Annotated in this window: 12 protein-coding genes and 1 pseudogene; 4 read left to right on the top strand and 9 right to left on the bottom strand. The window is 45.1% G+C overall.

Annotated features, from left to right (window positions below):
• Positions 1–10 precede the first annotated feature (10 nt).
• The 3 genes from NSB28_RS20795 to NSB28_RS20805 all read right to left on the bottom strand — a co-directional run bounded on the left by NSB28_RS20795 (position 11) and on the right by NSB28_RS20805 (position 4,810).
• Complete coding sequence (locus NSB28_RS20795; protein WP_257497756.1) at positions 11–1,270, bottom strand: ABC transporter substrate-binding protein; 1,260 nt, start codon at positions 1,268–1,270, stop codon at positions 11–13.
• A gap of 176 nt (positions 1,271–1,446) precedes the next feature.
• On the bottom strand, positions 1,447–2,976 hold the full coding sequence (locus NSB28_RS20800) for a response regulator transcription factor (RefSeq protein WP_109625888.1): 1,530 nt from the start codon (positions 2,974–2,976) through the stop codon (positions 1,447–1,449).
• Positions 2,957–4,810: a cache domain-containing sensor histidine kinase gene (locus tag NSB28_RS20805; RefSeq protein ID WP_257497757.1), complete on the bottom strand. Its 1,854-nt coding sequence runs from the start codon at positions 4,808–4,810 to the stop codon at positions 2,957–2,959. The genes NSB28_RS20800 and NSB28_RS20805 overlap by 20 nt, the downstream gene beginning before the upstream one ends.
• Before the next feature lie 340 nt (positions 4,811–5,150).
• On the opposite strand from NSB28_RS20805, the gene NSB28_RS20810 reads away from it, so the two are divergent.
• Positions 5,151–5,456 carry a type II toxin-antitoxin system RelB/DinJ family antitoxin gene (locus NSB28_RS20810; RefSeq protein ID WP_109625890.1) on the top strand — a complete coding sequence of 102 codons (306 nt, stop codon included), beginning with the start codon at positions 5,151–5,153 and terminating at the stop codon, positions 5,454–5,456.
• Positions 5,457–5,500: 44 nt separating this feature from the next.
• Positions 5,501–5,599, top strand: a pseudogene (locus NSB28_RS20815) (conjugal transfer protein); the annotation flags it as partial.
• Between the two features lie 167 nt (positions 5,600–5,766).
• On the opposite strand, the gene NSB28_RS20820 reads toward NSB28_RS20815, so the two are convergent.
• The 5 genes from NSB28_RS20820 to NSB28_RS20840 all read right to left on the bottom strand — a co-directional run bounded on the left by NSB28_RS20820 (position 5,767) and on the right by NSB28_RS20840 (position 12,839).
• Positions 5,767–6,639, bottom strand: coding sequence for a peptidoglycan-binding protein (locus NSB28_RS20820; protein ID WP_109625891.1), 873 nt, complete (start codon positions 6,637–6,639; stop codon positions 5,767–5,769).
• A 180-nt stretch (positions 6,640–6,819) separates the two neighbouring features.
• Entirely contained in the window at positions 6,820–9,678 is a 2,859-nt protein-coding gene (locus NSB28_RS20825; protein WP_109625892.1) for a hypothetical protein, read from the bottom strand.
• Positions 9,675–10,535 carry a carbohydrate ABC transporter permease gene (locus NSB28_RS20830; protein ID WP_109625893.1) on the bottom strand — a complete coding sequence of 287 codons (861 nt, stop codon included), beginning with the start codon at positions 10,533–10,535 and terminating at the stop codon, positions 9,675–9,677. The genes NSB28_RS20825 and NSB28_RS20830 overlap by 4 nt, the downstream gene beginning before the upstream one ends.
• Before the next feature lie 10 nt (positions 10,536–10,545).
• On the bottom strand, positions 10,546–11,433 hold the full coding sequence (locus NSB28_RS20835; protein WP_109625894.1) for a carbohydrate ABC transporter permease: 888 nt from the start codon (positions 11,431–11,433) through the stop codon (positions 10,546–10,548).
• A gap of 14 nt (positions 11,434–11,447) precedes the next feature.
• On the bottom strand, positions 11,448–12,839 hold the full coding sequence (locus NSB28_RS20840; protein ID WP_257497758.1) for an ABC transporter substrate-binding protein: 1,392 nt from the start codon (positions 12,837–12,839) through the stop codon (positions 11,448–11,450).
• A 295-nt stretch (positions 12,840–13,134) separates the two neighbouring features.
• Between NSB28_RS20840 and NSB28_RS20845 the strand changes: the two genes are divergently transcribed.
• Both NSB28_RS20845 and NSB28_RS20850 read left to right on the top strand, forming a co-directional pair.
• Positions 13,135–14,232: a response regulator transcription factor gene (locus NSB28_RS20845; protein WP_109625896.1), complete on the top strand. Its 1,098-nt coding sequence runs from the start codon at positions 13,135–13,137 to the stop codon at positions 14,230–14,232.
• Entirely contained in the window at positions 14,229–16,016 is a 1,788-nt protein-coding gene (locus NSB28_RS20850; RefSeq protein ID WP_109625897.1) for a sensor histidine kinase, read from the top strand. Before NSB28_RS20845 ends, NSB28_RS20850 begins: the two co-directional genes overlap by 4 nt.
• 27 nt (positions 16,017–16,043) lie before the next feature.
• On the opposite strand, the gene NSB28_RS20855 is transcribed toward NSB28_RS20850, so the two are convergent.
• Positions 16,044–16,850, bottom strand: coding sequence for an SDR family NAD(P)-dependent oxidoreductase (locus tag NSB28_RS20855; protein ID WP_109625898.1), 807 nt, complete (start codon positions 16,848–16,850; stop codon positions 16,044–16,046).
• Between the last annotated feature and the right edge of the window lie 12 nt (positions 16,851–16,862).

Here is a 16,862-nt window from a genome sequence, read left to right on the forward strand (position 1 = left end):
ACTGTCTTCCTCAGTCCTCCTGCCGAAGCACGATCTCTTCTTCTCCTTCCAGGAATGCATCCATATCCCCGTCCATCAGAAATGCCTGGGCCAGGTCTGCTTCATCACTGACAACACCTGTGCTGATATAGTCACGCCACCAGGGAATTGCCTTTCCCTCTTCAATATAGCCAAGTACCAGGTCAATGGTAGGATTTTCAGTCTTCACACCCTTGATCGGACTCGGGGACTTATCATAGTCCGTGTAGATCTGAGCATTTTCTGTCCTGGAGACAAATTCCAGGAATTTAGCCGCATATTCTTCTTTACCTGTTCCTGTCATGGCTGCGATACAGGGATCAATACCGGAGATCATCATGTTGACCCCGTCATCCGTTGGCAGTGCAAACATTCCCATATTAATTTCCGGGTTATTCTTTTCAATATCAGACTGTGCCCATGTCCCTGTGATCATCATAGCTCCTTCTCCGTTGGCAAACATCTGCATGGACAAGTCATAGTTTGTGCTCATAGGATCATTCTGGGCATATTCGTCTGAGAGCAGATAAAGCCTCTCTGCAGCCTTCTTTGAATAATCGTTATCTGCGAATTTAGCTCCGCTGCCTTCATACATTCCCACATAAAAATCATATGGGTTCCATTTATCATCAGCTACTGCTGCTGTCATGATATGGAATTTCTGGGAACAGTTCTCCTTGTCGCCGTTGCTGAAGATAAACGGTGTGACGTCTGCTGCCTTAAGAGTATCTGCCGCCTTGATGAGCTCATCCCATGTAGACGGAACTTCCAGGTTATTTTCCTCAAAGATATCCTTGTTGTAGGCGACAACTCCTGCATTGATAGAAAGAGGCACAGAATATAGCTTGTCATCCACACATGACATGTCATAATATGTATCAATGATATTATCCGTCCAGTCATAGCCGGACAAATCCACCATTCTGCCTTCTTTGCACATGGCCCTGAATTCTGCCTGGGACGGCCAGTGCTGTACAAGATCCATCGGCTCATTTGTAGCCATCCTTGTCTGGAATATCTGTTTTCCCGTGTCTGAAGATGTCGCAGTCAGTTCAATCTTGATATTTGGATTTTCCGCCTCAAACTTATCAATGATCTCCTGAATAACGTTTGTGTTTGATTTCTGCCAGAACAGCTCCAGCGTCACCTGCTCATCTGTGTCCGTACTCTTTTCAGCCGCCTGTGCTGAAGCTCCCACCATTCCGGTCATCATCACTGCTGTAAGCCCTATTGCCAACCATCTTTTCCTCATCTTTCTTCCTCCATTTCCTGCACCTGCCACATTCAGGAATACCCCGGCGTTCTTACTGCAAGACGCCTGAAAACGCATTCCAGGCCGGTGGCTGTGATTATTGTGATTAGTAACTTGTGATTATATCTTACCTTTTCGATGCCCCTCCTCACAGATGACAAAATTTCGATTATATGTTATTTTTTATGATTTATATATTCTGTGGGCGAACACCCGCACAGCTTTCTGAAGACCTTTGTGAAATACTTATAGTCGTGAAAGCCTGTCTTTTCTGCCACCTCATAGATTACCACATCAGGCAAGCGCAGCATTTCCATAGCATTTTTAATACGCACCTGGTTCAGATACTCATTAAAATTTACACCCATTTCTTTTTTAAATATGCAGCTGAAGTAGCTTGCTGACTTATTTACCTTCTCTGCAAGGCTCTTTAAGGTGATATCCTCACCATAATGCTGGTTCATATAATCAACAGCTTTGGAGATCACCGCACTGTAGCACTTCCCGCTCAGATCCTTAAGGCCCCTAAGCAGCAGGTCACAATAATCGCAGATCCAGGCCTCATAGCCATCCAGGCTGGTGTATTCCATCTGGCTCTGGAAAAGCTCCTGATTGCTGTCCAGGATTCCCGCAATATCAACCCCTTTTTCTCTCATTACATCAAAAACCACATTTTTAATAGTCACACAAAGCTCCTGCGCCGCTTTAACATCCGTACATTTCATACGTTTCATCTCATCAAAATGTACGCTGATCAGTTCTCTCAGCTGATCTATCCGCAGCATCTCCACGCTCTCCCTGGCTCTCCTTCTGTCAAATTGTAAAAAAGGGTACATTTTTTCCTGATTTAATCTGGCCATGTCGAAATAGATACAGCTTCCGTCACCCAGATACATGCGGTGTGCTAAAGCCTTTTTTGCCTGCTCAAATAACTGCGGAATGTCTGTCACAGCTCCGCGCCCGCTCACCCCCATGGAGCAGCTCCCCATACCCGCCAGTTTCCTGTTCACAGCATTGAGCAGCCCGGCAAATTCTGCGTAATAGCCAGACCTCTCCTCTCTTGTCCTGATCTCTGCCATATATACCAGGACCTCGTCCGCCTCTGCCAGATAAACGGTCCGGCTGCCCGGCACATCACCTCTGACTTTCTCATACCCTTGTATATACCTGCCGTAAGATTTATCAAGGCTGACTGCTCCTACAGCAATCTCCGGCGGACATAGTATCTCCCCGCCTTTTCTGTACAGTATGTTTCTTATTTCTTCCGCCGGCAGCTTTTTATCTAATATGTCTCTGATCTTTTCCTGCCTGGTAAGCCCCTCTCTTCTTTCCTCCTCCCGGATATCAGCCGCACACTTTTCTACCAGCTCAGACAGCTCCCTGATATTAACAGGTTTAAGCAAATAATCCACTACCCCCAGGCCTATAGCTTTCTTTGCATATTCAAATTCAGAATAACCGCTCAGAATAATAACCTTCTTTGCCCCCAGGCTCCGTCCGGCCTGCCCTGTTAATTCAAGCCCGTCCATTCCCGGCATTCTGATATCCGTAATAATTATTTCAGGTCTCTCCTTTTGGCAGACAAGATGGGCCTCTCTGCCGTCCTCCGCGGTCAGCACCATGTCTATGCCCAGTGACTCCCAGTCAATTCCCGTCCGCAGTCCATTTCTAATGTGCATCTCATCATCAGCGATCAATACCTTCATGTCTCTCCTCCTCCATCCATCGGGCAATCCTGACTTCTACCGCAGTCCCCCTGCCCAGCTCAGAATTTATAGACATCCCATAACCTTTCCCGTATTTGAGTCTGATTCTGTCATTTACATTCTTCAAAGCATAGATCTTGCCTGACGGCCCCACTCCGTCCAATATAGCCTGTATCTTCTCCTGTTCTACCCCTATGCCGTCATCCCGGACGAGATAGCAGATATCATCGCCGTCTCCCGTTACCGACACATATATATGCCCTCCTCCCACTTTTCCCTCCAGTCCGTGAACAAATGCATTTTCCACAATAGGCTGCAGGATCAGCTTCAATACTCTGCACGGGTAAAGAGATTCATCCACGTTCACATCAACAGTAATCTTTTCCCCAAATCTGCACTTCTGTACCTCAAGATAATTTTTCAGATGCACCACCTCTTCCTTTACGGTTGTAACCTCATTGCCATTGTTAAGTACATGGCGGAACATGCCGGAAAGTGCTTCTATCTGCTTTGCAAGAACATCTTCCCTGTGCTCTATGGCGATCCACCTCATGGTGTCCAGGGTGTTATAAAGAAAATGAGGATTGATCTGAGACTGCAGAGACAATATCTCAGCCTCTCGCATATGTATCTGCCCCTTATACACACTCTCTATCAAATCCTGTATCCTTCTTGTCATTGATATCACATTCTGATTCAATATTCCTATCTCATCCTGGTTCCTTGTATGAAGTTTGATGTAATACCTGCCTTCATCCACTTTTTCTACATCTTTTGCCAGCCGGACTACAGGATTTATTACTGTCCGCTTCTGAAGCATGGTAAAAATGATGCCAAAGAGAACAGAAAGGACTAATGCCATCCAGATGATCGTGTTGATCCTGCTGATCTGTTCTTTCAGGGCTGTCATATTTTTTGTCCTGACTATAGTCCAGCCTGTCAGCGGAATTTTATAATAAAAGACGGCGTGTCCCCTCCCTTTCTCCACATAGTATCCATTATTAAGAACTGCCTTTTCTCTCACTTCCACGCCGGCTGTACTGCCCAGTCTTTCTTTTTCTCTTGATGAAACAATATTTCCTGTTCCGTCAAAAATATATGCTTCCTCCCCCTCCGCCGCCTCAACTGAACTGTAAAGAGAACAAAGATATTCCTCACTGATACTGATCCTCTCAGCCCCCACGGGCACAAGCCTGTAGAGATGATTTATGATCCTGTAGACAGAAACTACTGCCCCGTTCTCCTTTCCTGCCACATAATTCCCCAGTACCCTGGCCGGGTCCCACATGGGCCTGCCTTCAAGTCCCTCCAGTTCCGCCTTCTTCTGAGGATCCTCTAATATATCTTCACTGCCGTAATAATTTCCATACTGATAAAGACACTTATCCCCGGAAAAAAGGGAGACTGAGGATATATATTTCTTCATATAAACAGACTGTTCAATAGTAAGCTTCACCTTTCTCAATGACTCCTCACTCACATTCTCCTGGCGCACGTACTCTTCCAAAAGACGCTGGACATCCTTATCCCCCACAACATTCCTGGAGAGCATGACTACATCTTCCAGCAGATTTTCCAGACTTGGCTTTGACTGTTTCAGGATCTCAAGTTCCTTCTCATACTGCTTTTCCAGAAATTTCTTTGCTATCACACTGTTCATCAGACTAAATACCACCACAAGAGGCAAAATCAGGCAGAGTACGATCGTCACTGTAAACTTCCTGCCCAGCCCCATGTCCTTAAATTTCCTGATCCAGCTGCTGTCCGTCAGTTTCCGTATACTTCCCAACACTCCCCTGCCCTTCTCTCTCATACCCTTAGCATCTCCTGCCATACTTCCCGTCCTCCCTGCCATATCTGCAACGTCCTGCAAGCAGGCATGCTCACATCCCTGCTGAATAGTTACTCTTATTATATCAACTGCTGTTTAGCTTTTAAGTGGAATAAATTTCTTTTTTATCCTAATATATTTCGATTAAAATCAGAGCTGGAAATCCAAAAGCGGTATGCTTCTATTTTATTTGTGGCTCGCCTCGCGGGACAACAGCTGTGAACAGTAATTTTGAGCTGTTCAATAAGATTATCTGAACATAAAACGTATCGCTTATATCAATACATTGTAGTATAATAAACATGGAAACAGAAAGACTATTTCTGGGAAAGGAGCGGTTGTTATGGCAAAATCAGCCAGCGTATATGCAAGGATTGACCCTGTTTTAAAGGAACAGGCAGAAAGCATTTTATCCGCACTTGGTATTCCCACATCAAATGCGATTGATATGTTCTTTAAACAGATTGTATTAAAAAAGGGATTGCCTTTTGAAGTTCGGCTTCCTTATGAAAAACCTGTTTGTATGGGCGAACTTACAGAGGAAGAATTAAATGCAGAACTTGAGAAAGGATATGCGGATTTATTGGCAGGGCGCACAAAACCGATAGAACAGACGATTGCTGAAATGCGCAAAGATTTTAAAATATGAATTTCAGATGGAATGACTTTATTTTATGAAGGTATTTTAAAGATATGAAGGGAAAAGTCGGCTGTGAATATATATCTGACCTGCCCTCGTATAAGCGTCATGTGTGGCAGGAAATTAAACGGCTGAACCCTGCCGACTATGAAACGTGATTGGCTTGAATGAGGAATACGAAGAATGCCATACTATGCCTATAGCGGCGTTAGTCTTATATTCAGGAAAGAAAGGCAGTGCTGGAAACCCTATAGCCGTTTCCAGCACTTTCATTGCAGTTAAAGTATACCATCTAAAACCCATGGCACTTAACTATATATTACATTGCAACATCACTCATGTCTATAATATCGGCATTAATCCATGGTATTGTCACTGTAGCGCCCATAACGGTTTCATAGCTATAATTTCCTAAACAGGAACCATAGATCGTTATAATATCATCATCCAGGATACGGTACTCAACTACATCAGAGGCATATGTTATAAACATAACCTGGTCGTAGTCAGAGTTGATGGCCAGCCTCACATATTTCAGGCCTGAACCTGCATCTCCCTCCTGCAGCACTTTCCCTTTAAAGGTCATCTTCTTTCCAGAATAGGAATCAGGGTCACGGGCTATCTGTGTGTATGTGTATTCGCTGCTGTAGTCCTTCATCTGTGACTCTTTCTCAGCCGCATCTTTAACTTTGTCGGCAACTCCCAGTGACTCTAGCAACTCGTCAGTAATTACTCCGTTTACATTGATTCCTTTTTCTTTCTGGTACATCTTAATAGATTCAGATGTCTTTGACCCGGGCACACCATCGGGCGTACCACAATCAAATCCATTGTCATTGAGTGCCTTCTGTACTATTTGGACAATTGAAGAATCCGTATATTCTGTACCGACAACCTCCGTCTGCAGTGCTTCTGTGCTTCCTTCTTCTCCATTTTCACTCTCTAAAGCCTTAACCTTATCCTCCAGCACGGCTTTCTCTGACTCTAACTGCTCTACCTGATCCTCCAACGCTGCTTTTTCAGACTCCAATTGATCCACCTGGTCCTGAAGAGCTGCCTTCTCTGATTCCAGAGTGCTGACCTGGTCTTCTAAACTTACCGTTCCTGCTGCAGAAGCAAACACCGGCATACTAAAACTCAGACATCCAATAACCATACCGGACATCAATACCTTAACCATCTTTCTTCTCATCTTTAAGCCTCCCTAGGTTTTATAATTTGTACTAATTATACATCATTCGCCAATAATTGTCATCTTTTTTCATCTTTTTTCACATATTTTTATAACTATTTATATGGCACAGAATCCTCCGTCCTTTCTCATAAACCCCAAAATAGAGATGCAGTAATCCGCCGCATCTCTATTTTCTACTTAATCGCACACATTCCTCCCTCCCAATATCTTTTTCACCAGGATATCCCTCTCCTGCTTAAGACAGTACCGTACAGGGATCTCTTTCTTTTCTTCCAGCCTTTCATCCCCCTCCCTCCATGTCAGAGTAACGGTAAGGCTTTCCTCTTCTTTCTTCCTATCAGACTGAACATACAGAACATCCTCATCCTCCTGTCTCCACAGAGCCAGAGGATGCCGCTGGAACCATACCTCCCTGTATTCTTCATCCTGATTTAATTTGACCCAGAACGGAATTACATGACGCTTCCACGGCTGGCATGTACCCAGGTCTGTCTGAAGCTGTGTATCAGCCACTTCTTGACTGTCGTCCCACATGCCTGCTGCTTTCTCCCTGAATCTCCATCCGGAGGGGCCTTCTGCGGTGATCCTCACATCTTCCATCACCCTTTTCGTGTACAGGACGTACTGCATGACTATGACAGGACTTTCCTGTGTCTCACACAGAGGCATATGGTACCCAATATGATCCAGGGCATGGTCTGTATTTTGGCAGAATGCCTCACACTCTGTCCTCTCTATATCTATATCCGCCGCTGCATCCGGCGCTCCCGCCTGCAGAGCTGCAAAATCCGCCTCAATACTTCCATATGGCTTCAGACACCTGCTCTCCTGCCAGATCACCGCCCCTGCTCCGGTATCGTATTTTCTCAGGCCTGTTTCTACTGTCCACTCCACAGCACCCTTGTTTAACAGCCGGATATGAGTCCCCCGCTCATTCTCCTCATAATAAAAATCAAATACAAAATTGCCTATCCTGCCATTTTCCCAGGAAATCTTCCGGGGCAGACCTCCTGGTGCGATCCTGATCCTTCTGCTTGTCATATCAGCCTGCAGGCCTATCCACTGCTGCAGATACTGCCATACAAGAAAGCCCTGTCCCTGACTGCATCTGCTGATCCGTCTGACAAAGTTCTCTCCCAGGGGCCACCAGTATACAGAGCCTGTAAAGTCTACGCTTCTGTTCAGCAGATTCTCCAGTGATGCCCTCTGTTCCTCTCTTGTCACACTCCCGCCAAGCTGCGATACATATGCAGTGCCGTCATTTGCTCCCCCATAAGGGAACCAGCGCAGAGTACCCATCTCGGGATTATAATTGCTGGCAAACAGCGATCTTGCAAACCTGTGATAGTTCACCCAGGGTTCATAATCAAATCCATAAATGCCATATACCGGAGCCATGCAGCTGGCTGAATCCTCCCCGTCATAGTAGTACAGATCGCCGTTGAGATAAAAGTCCTCTTTTCTGCCATTGATCCCGCCCTTAATCTGGCGTCCAAACGGCCCTTCCGCCTCCAGCAGATCCTGTATATCTGATTTTAGTTTATCTGCAAACTCCGCAGCCTCCACAGCAATATCTTCCTCAAGAAGAGCGCAAAGCTGCGCAAATCCGTCTATGGCATACCATATTTTTACATTAGTCCCATTGTCATACCTGTTCATCACAAGCCCATCGCTTGAGAAATGTGATGAGATAAGATTAGAATCAGCAGCCTTGAATGATATGAGCTTCCTGTATATCTCCACCAGTCTCTCCCAGAGTCCGGGACACTGCCTGAACCACTTTAAGTCCCCTGTAAACTCAGCATACTTTCTGGCTGCAATTAACGGTGCGCACAGGATTGGCGCAGAGTGATCGGGATACACAGAATATCTGGGTTCATTTCTTGCAGTAATATAATCCAGCAGCATCCTGCCAAGCTCCGGCAGAAAATACATGACGCTTATGGAAGTAGGTTCGAAATCTATCCCCCAGAACCTTCCTATATTGTGTGAGGGTGCTCCCTGCCAGTGCACACAGAGCCGCCCTTCCCTGTCTGCCTGCAGACAGTTGAAATTATCCAGAACACTTCGTATAACTATATCCCTCTGCTTTTCCAGGATCTCTCCGCAGCCATCTACCTCAGTCTGCAGCCTCCCGATCCTGCTTCTCCAGAAGTTCGAAGTGATATTTATCCATTCCAGGGCGTCATGCATATATAAAATGCATAAAGCCTCATTTATCTCATCTTTCCTTTCTGCTGCAGCAACCCTTGCTGTGATAGTTACCTCCTCACCCGGATCCACTTCTATGCTGCGCACAGAAACATAATTTTTGTCCCAATGTCCGCCCTCCATGTGGACTGCAGCAGCACCGTCCTCCCCATACAGCATTAAAAGCCCTTTGTCTGTTCTCACATGCTCCATCTCAAAAGTCCGCTCTTCTACTGCTTTTCCGGCCAGTTCATATGGTTCCATAAAACAATTGTGAAGACTCAGGGCTACATTTCCTGTAAATGGCTTTTTTCCCGTATTCCTGACAGTCATTGAATAAAGACATCCTGAAGGTCCCGGAAGGGGCAGGGGAGCCAGAGCTGCATGGGCGCCCTCCTCCAGTACCGGAGCGATACTGACCACCTGCACAGAGATATCCTCATAGTCTGTCCTTGTGCAGGGCAGGTAATAGTCGAGATATTCAGTAGTGCTGTGAATATTGGCTGCCTGATAACATCTGCCCTCTGAGTCAGTCAGACTGTATGTCATTTTTCCCAGAAGAAGAGTAATATTAGTCTGATAAAACATGCCGGGACAGGCGGTGATATAATTATCCTGATCCATACGCATGGTGGGAAGGGCGTAGTCCCTTTTATGAGGGCAGGATACAAAATACAGTCTCCCCATTGTATCCTGGCCGGCCAGTACCCGCAGATTAGACTGGGTGAATAAAAGACGCTCACTCAGCGCTTTATTCTTTACCTCACTTTCATCATCATACCCGGCTTTATAATACAGAGATTTTTCCGCCTTATCATACATTTCCTGAAAACAATTATAATTCATCCTTTCACACCTCCTGCCGTTATCCCGGCCATAAAGCTTTTTTGTGCAAATAAGTACAGCATCATGATCGGCACAGAGCAGCAGCTGGCGAGCGCCATTATTGGCCCCCATTCTACTTTCTTTGCCCCCATATAAAAGGCCATCCCCACCTGCAGTGTCATTTTTTCCGTATCATTTATAATGACCAGCGGCCAGAAGAAATCATTCCATACGTTCATAAATGCAAAGATGATAAGAGTCATGAGTCCGGGCTTTGCAAGCGGTATGATGATCCTGAACAATATCTTCCAGCGGCTGGCTCCGTCAATAGTAGCCGCTTCGTCAAATTCCTGCGGCAGCTCTTCGATAAACTGTCTGAGCAGAAAAACTGAAAATGCGCTGACACACCCCGGCAGAATCAGAGCAGTCATGGTATTTCCCAGTCTGAGCTGGTTAAAAATAAGAAAAAGCGGTATCGTCAATATGTACCTTGGTATCATCATTGATGCCATAAAAAACAAAAAAATCACATTTTTTCCCTTGAAATTCAGCCTTGCAAACGCATAAGCACCCATGCAGGAAGTGATGAGCTGAATAATCGTGGTGATGACAGACACCAGTACAGAATTACAGAACAGTCTGTCCACTGGAAGTATCTCAAAAACATCCCTGAAGTTATCCAGTATTATGGGCACCGGAATCCACACAGGCGGAACGTTCCATATCTGCCCCTGCTCCTTAAACGCTGTGGAAAGCATCCAAAAAATCGGTATCAGCATAATTACAGAACCTGCCATCAAAAGCACAAAGCTTATTATATTTCCCGCATGCTTTTTATAAACAGCATTTTTTAAAGTATGCCCTGCTGCAGCTTTCATACTTTCCCTCCTATTTCTCTGCTTTTGACAGCTTCATCTGAAAGGCAGTCAATATAAACAAGATCACAAACAACACCCATGCAACAGCCGACGCATAGCTCAGGTCGTAATATTCAAAAGCATGGACATACATATAATAGACGAGAACCATTGTCCTGTTCAGCGGGCCTCCCCTTGTCAGAAGATATACCTGGTCGAATACCTGGAATGAATTGATGATTCCAATAATAATTACAAACCACAGGGTTGGCTTTATACTGGGCAGGGTGATATATCTGAACTTTGTATACCAGTTCACCCCCTCGATCCTTCCGACCTCATAATATTCTTCCGGTATCCCCTGAAGGGCGGCAATTATGATAACCATATTGTAGCCGATCCATTTCCATGTACTCATAATAAGGATGGAGGGCATCGCCAGGTCAGGCGACTGGAACCAGGCCTGGCCCGGAAGCCCCACGGCATTTAAGGCCAGGTTAAACAGCCCGTCCCCGGCGCTGAATATCCACTTGAACATAGCCGCGCATACTGTCGTGGGCAGCACCACCGGTATAAAAAAAGCTGCTTTAAAGAAATTCTTGAACGGACGCTTTTTATTAAGGACAATTGCCAGAAATGTACTGGCAAAGATCAGTATAAGATTGATCCCCACTGTATACACAAGAGTTCCCTTCAGGGAATTGTAGAAATCCTTATCCGCAAAAACCCTTTTATAATTATCCAGCCCGGAGAACGTGATATTAGTGATCTTTCCTCCATCCCATTGGCTGAGGCTCAGATACAGGCTGTACGCAAAGGGGTACAGGACAAACACCGCAAAGAAAATAACACAGGGAGCCAGGAATATATATGCATCCCTCATCTCTTTTTTCTGTCTTACACTCAGCCTTTCCTTCATGATCTTATCCTCTCCTACTTCTTCTGTTTGGCGATAATATCATTTACCTCTTTCACCATGTTATCAATTACCTCATCAACTGTGGACTCTTTAAAATACGCCTTTGTCAGATTATTATAGATAGCTGTGGACATCTCCGCATATGATGCAGGCGCCGGATAGAATACTGAATACTGTACATTGTCCATGGACGTCTGATAAGATGCGTTTTTCTTCAGTTCGTCAAATGCACTGCTGTCTCTGCAGAAATCAGTAACAGGCACTGCCCCTTCCTTCTTGCAGACGTGGGCCATCTCCTCAGGTGATACAAGCCACTTAAATACCTTGTAGGCTGCCTCATTAATTTTTTCATCCCCGGAATCCAGTATCATCAGATGCTCGCCGCCCGCCATCGTTGCCTTCCTGCCGCCTTCCGGCACAGGCATGAGCGCGCTCCCATAGTCATCTCCCAATGCCTCTGTATAAGGATCAAGCTGCCAGCTTCCATAAAGGATCATCCCTATTGAACCGCTCTCAAAACCATTCTCCGGCAGTTCCATAGTGGATGCCCCGCTCTCCAGCAGATCCATCAGATATTCCAGGGATTCTCTTCCCTCTTTATCTCCCAGCCTGCATTCCGTAACCTCATCATCCCACACGATCCCGTTATCCTGGTATACAAAGTTCAGATATGCCCAGGTGTTTACTTCATAGTAGGAATCATTCTGGCCCCAGGAGAATCCCACCTTACCTGTCTTCTCTTTGATCTTAAGCGCATATTCCTTTAATTCATCCCAGGTCTGAGGCGGCTTTTCAGGATCAAGTCCCGCATCCTTAAAAAGCTTCTTGTTGTAATGGAGATAGAGGTTATTTGAGAAATAAGGAAGTGATATCTGCCGCCCCTCTATATTTCCGTACTTCGGCAGATCCCCCAGCCAGTTATCCACTGTATAATCCCCGTATTCAGGAAGCAGCTCATTAAAATCCAGATAATCATAAAGCTTAGCCGCATTCTCCACATCAATATAATTGACTGCCACAATATTTGGAGCCTGTCCTGATGCCGTAGACAGCTGGAGCTTCTGCATATTCTGTACATGATCTGTAGTTGCGATCAGTTTAACCTCTATCTCATCCTGAGAGGCATTAAATGCATCAATGCGCTCCTGCATTCCGGCCTTGACTGCTGACTGACGCTGAAAGGTAATAGTGATCTTATCACCCCCAGCCGTATCTTTTTTCTCTTTCTCAGTCTCCTGCCCCTGTTTCTGACCTTCGCTCTCCTGAATCTCCTTCTGTCCGGTATCTTCCTTCTGCACTGTCGGTTTCGTATCCTGCTGGCCTTTGCCTGAACATCCCGCCAGCCCTGCCGCCGCCATCGTTACTGCTGCAAAGGTACATAGACCCTTAAATAATTTACTTTTCATGATCTCCATCCTTTCTGATCCTGTTTCAGGATCTCCCACAGTTCGCTGCATCTGCGTTTACTTGATAGAAATATTATATCATGGCTGTTTAGACAGAACTAATAACACCCTTGCCCGATAATCCCAGATTTTTGTCATCTTAACGGAATATATACCACTTTTTTGTTGTTATATAAAATAAATTTGCTGTCTTGCCTTCTGCTTTCTGTTATCATTTTCAAAGCATGCTATAATTCAAATAACTATATGACATGGCCGCTGCTGTCCAATACTGTCTGCAAGGAGGAAGGCTCTAATGATCCGTATTTTATTAGTTGACGATGATGCTCTGATGCTTCAGGGCTTTAAGTTTTCTATCGACTGGGAAAAGCATGGTTACGAAATTGCAGGGACTGTCCGTAATCCTGAATCCTTCATGGAAGTTTACAGGCAGCTCCAGCCTGATATCGTCATACTGGATATCAATATGCCCGGATTAAGCGGGCTTGACCTCCTAAAGGAGCTTCGGCAGAGCAGCAAAGATCTTGTGGTCATCATTGTTTCTGCTTATAATGAGTTCTCTTATGCCCGTGAAGCGCTGCGCCTTGGCGCAAATGATTATCTGCTGAAGGCTGAGATTGAATTTGAAGATATCCTCTCCTCAATGGACCAGCATAAAACACAGATCCTGGAGAGACACAAACATTTAACGGCCCCCGGACTGACTGCCGTTACCAGCCAGCTGGTATTTAAGTTTGGCGAGGCATATACGGTATTTGATATTGAAACATGTGAAGAGATCATCAGCCGTATCTTTACTCTTGCACAAAAGAACCAGCTTCCGCACGATGAGATAATCCGCCTGCTGCTTCAGCTTTACGACCAGACCTGCGATATCTATACAAGGCATGCGGGCAGCTTCCCCGCTCCCAAACATTCTTTCAAAAGTACACTTGGGCGCTGCAGGGATCTCTCACAGCTGAAAGACTATTTCACGGAATTTTTTTCTGATATAAATAATTCTCTGTTTGAAAAAATTTATTGTGAAAAACAGACTCTGCTGGAAGCTGTAACAAATTATATCCTGACACATTTGTCCGACCCTGACCTGACACTGCAGAAGGCAGCTGAAGAAGTCAATGTAAGCTACTACTACCTCTCCCGCCTGTTTGCTTCAGAAAAAGGTATAAATTTCAGTAAGTATGTAACGTCCCTCCGGATGAAGCAGGCCAGGGAATACCTGCTGCACTCTGATGAACATATTCATGTCATTGCAGAAAAAACAGGCTACCAGAATCTGAGCTATTTTATTAAGAAATTTAAGGAAAATACGGGATGCACCCCTAAAGAATACCAGAAAAAGCAGAAAATCCTGCAAAAAAAATATCAGGAAGGACCGCAGCATTTATTATGAGAATATTTAAAAAACTTATTTGCTTCCAGTTTAAGACACAGCTGATACTTACCTATGGGCTGTTATTTCTCTTAAGCATTATAGTGATTCAGACATGCACTTCTTACAGCATAAACCAGATATTTATAAAAGAATATATGAACTCTGATGCCATAGCCCTGGAACAGGTGGCGGACAAGATCAATATTACTTCAGGACAGATCCATGACAGCTTTGTGGAATTTTTCTTTGATGACGATATAAATTCGTTTTTTACAGCTAAAGACGAATTTGCGGGTTCTCTTTGGGACTTTTCCACAAGTTCCTATGAAAACTACGTACTTTTCAACACTGTCTACAGAAAGATCCACACTGCGTCAAACCTGAACCTGAATGAATCAGTATCTCTTTACCTGATAACCCCAAATGGAGACGCTATATCGTCATCATCAGATAAGGTCGAACACCTACCGGAGCTTTCCAGAGAGATCAGCCGGTCATTTGACAACTCAGAAGGGCGTATTGTCTGGAAGGGTCCATTTGCAAACAAAGCCTCAATAAGCGCTTTAAACCGTTCACTTTTTCTTATCGGCCGCCTCCAGGACAGAAGAAGCAGAGATGACATGGGTTATATCATGGTGGGAATTGAGTCAGACGCTTTTCTGGAATTATTTAAAAACTACCAGCAGGCTCAGGGAAACAGCAGTTTTGCCATACTCTCCCCGGAGGAGGGCATCATGCTGTCTACAGATGCCCTGGCGGACACTCTGTCAGTTGATTTTATAGAAATGGTCCACGAGGACTCTGCCCCTTCCTGCCAGCTGCTGTCCAGTAAAGACGGTGACTACTATGTAAATCTTTATCCGCTCAAGCTGACGGGCTGGACCATGGTCCATACTATCAGCCGCACCTCGATCACAGGGAAGCTGTCCCCTGTCATACTTAATAACTGGCTGATAGCATCAATATTCCTGCTTGTGGGCCTGCTCTTTATTTATCTGATCTCCAGGCTTTTCACAAACCGTATTCTCAGGCTTAAAGAGAAAATGGACTGTGCATATGAGGCAGAATTTAAAAATCCCCTCCCTGTAGAAGGAAGGGATGAGATTGCTTATCTGACACACAGCTACAATGATATGATTCAGATGGTACAGAAATATGCCCGGCAGATCATTGCCTCCCAGGAACAAAAAAGAACTGCTGAATTCAATTTTCTGCAGATGCAGATAAATACGCACTTTTTATACAATGTACTGAATTCCATAAAAGTCCTGGCACGCCTCAACCGCAACGATGAGATCCGCCAAACCATCACTGCCCTGGTACGCCTGTTGAACGCAACCTTATCAAAGCAGGCTGATATCATAAGTGTCGGGCAGGAGTTTGAAAATGTAAAGAATTATTTCTTTCTGCAAAAGCAGATGCTGCAGTGTAATGTGACCCTTCACCTGGATGCTGACCCTGTAAGCTTGTCCTGCGAAGTTCCAAAGCTGATCCTCCAGCCGCTTGTGGAAAACAGCCTGCTTCACGGATTATATAACTCAGACGAAGGCCTGATAAATATAAACGCCTTTACTGTAAAAAACGGCGGCCAGACACGGCTGCACATTGCAGTTGAAGACAACGGCACGGGAATAGCCCCGGAACGATTTGATGATATCTGGAAAAAAAGCCGCTTCAACAGCATTGGACTTATCAATGTAAAAGAACGGCTTGAGCTCTACTACGGAGAATCGGGCAGCCTCAGTATTCAGAACCGCAGTACGGGCGGAACCAGGACCGACATAGCGCTGCCAATCCCATAGCCCGCGGGAAAAAATTCTTTTCTGAAACTACTCCAGAATCTCAGGATGCTTCCATGTAATCACATTCATATGTCCGGCGCTTACCGCCCCGTCTACAGGTATAGCGGCGCCAGTAATATATCTGGCCATATCACTTGCCAAAAACAAAGCCAGCCATGCACATTCCTCGGGATTCCCCAAACGGCCGCAAGGGCAGTCTTTTACAAAAAACTGCATTGCCTGTTCCGGAATTCCTTCAAACATAGAAGTCATTGTGTACCCCGGACAAATGGCGTTAACTGTGATCCCATGCTCCGCATAATCAAGCGCTGCTGCCCTGGTCATTCCAACCACTCCGAATTTAGTTGCTGTATACAGTGCCTGTCCCCTTTGGGGAAGCAGACCGGCAATGGAAGCAACATTGATCAGAAATCCCCCTTTACTTTTTGTTTTTAATATGGCTTCTGCCCCATATTTCATCCCGGCAAATACTCCTTTGCTGTTTAAATCAAAAATATTCTCATAGTCCTCTGTTTCATATTCGTGCACAGGTGTACCGCCCATGCCTATCCCCGCATTGCTGACTACGCCATCCAGCCTTCCATAATGCCTGACAGCCTGGTTGATCAACTTTTCAATCTGTTCCGGTGAACTGCAGTCTGTCTGTATAAAAATTGCATCTCCGCCCTTGTCTTTAATATCCTTTACAACTGCATTGCCCTTCTCCTCGCTTCTTGCTGCACATACGACTTTCATACCGTTTTCTGCATAACATTTTGCGATTGCCTCACCAATACCTCTGCTTGCGCCTGTTACAACTGCTACTTTTCCTTCTACACTGTTAAAATCAATCATCTCATATCCTCA

Origin of the sequence: Murimonas intestini (assembly GCF_024622195.1) — a bacterium.
Classification (GTDB): Bacteria; Bacillota; Clostridia; order Lachnospirales; family Lachnospiraceae; genus Murimonas; species Murimonas intestini.

Coding starts and splice junctions, on each gene's coding strand:
- NSB28_RS20845 (WP_109625896.1), top strand. CDS start 13,135: ATGATCCGTATTTTATTAGTTGACGATGATGCTCTGATGCTTCAGGGC.
- NSB28_RS20800 (WP_109625888.1), bottom strand. CDS start 2,976: ATGAAGGTATTGATCGCTGATGATGAGATGCACATTAGAAATGGACTG.
- NSB28_RS20810 (WP_109625890.1), top strand. CDS start 5,151: ATGGCAAAATCAGCCAGCGTATATGCAAGGATTGACCCTGTTTTAAAG.
- NSB28_RS20855 (WP_109625898.1), bottom strand. CDS start 16,850: ATGATTGATTTTAACAGTGTAGAAGGAAAAGTAGCAGTTGTAACAGGC.
- NSB28_RS20795 (WP_257497756.1), bottom strand. CDS start 1,270: ATGAGGAAAAGATGGTTGGCAATAGGGCTTACAGCAGTGATGATGACC.
- NSB28_RS20825 (WP_109625892.1), bottom strand. CDS start 9,678: ATGAATTATAATTGTTTTCAGGAAATGTATGATAAGGCGGAAAAATCT.
- NSB28_RS20835 (WP_109625894.1), bottom strand. CDS start 11,433: ATGAAGGAAAGGCTGAGTGTAAGACAGAAAAAAGAGATGAGGGATGCA.
- NSB28_RS20805 (WP_257497757.1), bottom strand. CDS start 4,810: ATGGCAGGAGATGCTAAGGGTATGAGAGAGAAGGGCAGGGGAGTGTTG.
- NSB28_RS20850 (WP_109625897.1), top strand. CDS start 14,229: ATGAGAATATTTAAAAAACTTATTTGCTTCCAGTTTAAGACACAGCTG.
- NSB28_RS20820 (WP_109625891.1), bottom strand. CDS start 6,639: ATGAGAAGAAAGATGGTTAAGGTATTGATGTCCGGTATGGTTATTGGA.
- NSB28_RS20830 (WP_109625893.1), bottom strand. CDS start 10,535: ATGAAAGCTGCAGCAGGGCATACTTTAAAAAATGCTGTTTATAAAAAG.
- NSB28_RS20840 (WP_257497758.1), bottom strand. CDS start 12,839: ATGAAAAGTAAATTATTTAAGGGTCTATGTACCTTTGCAGCAGTAACG.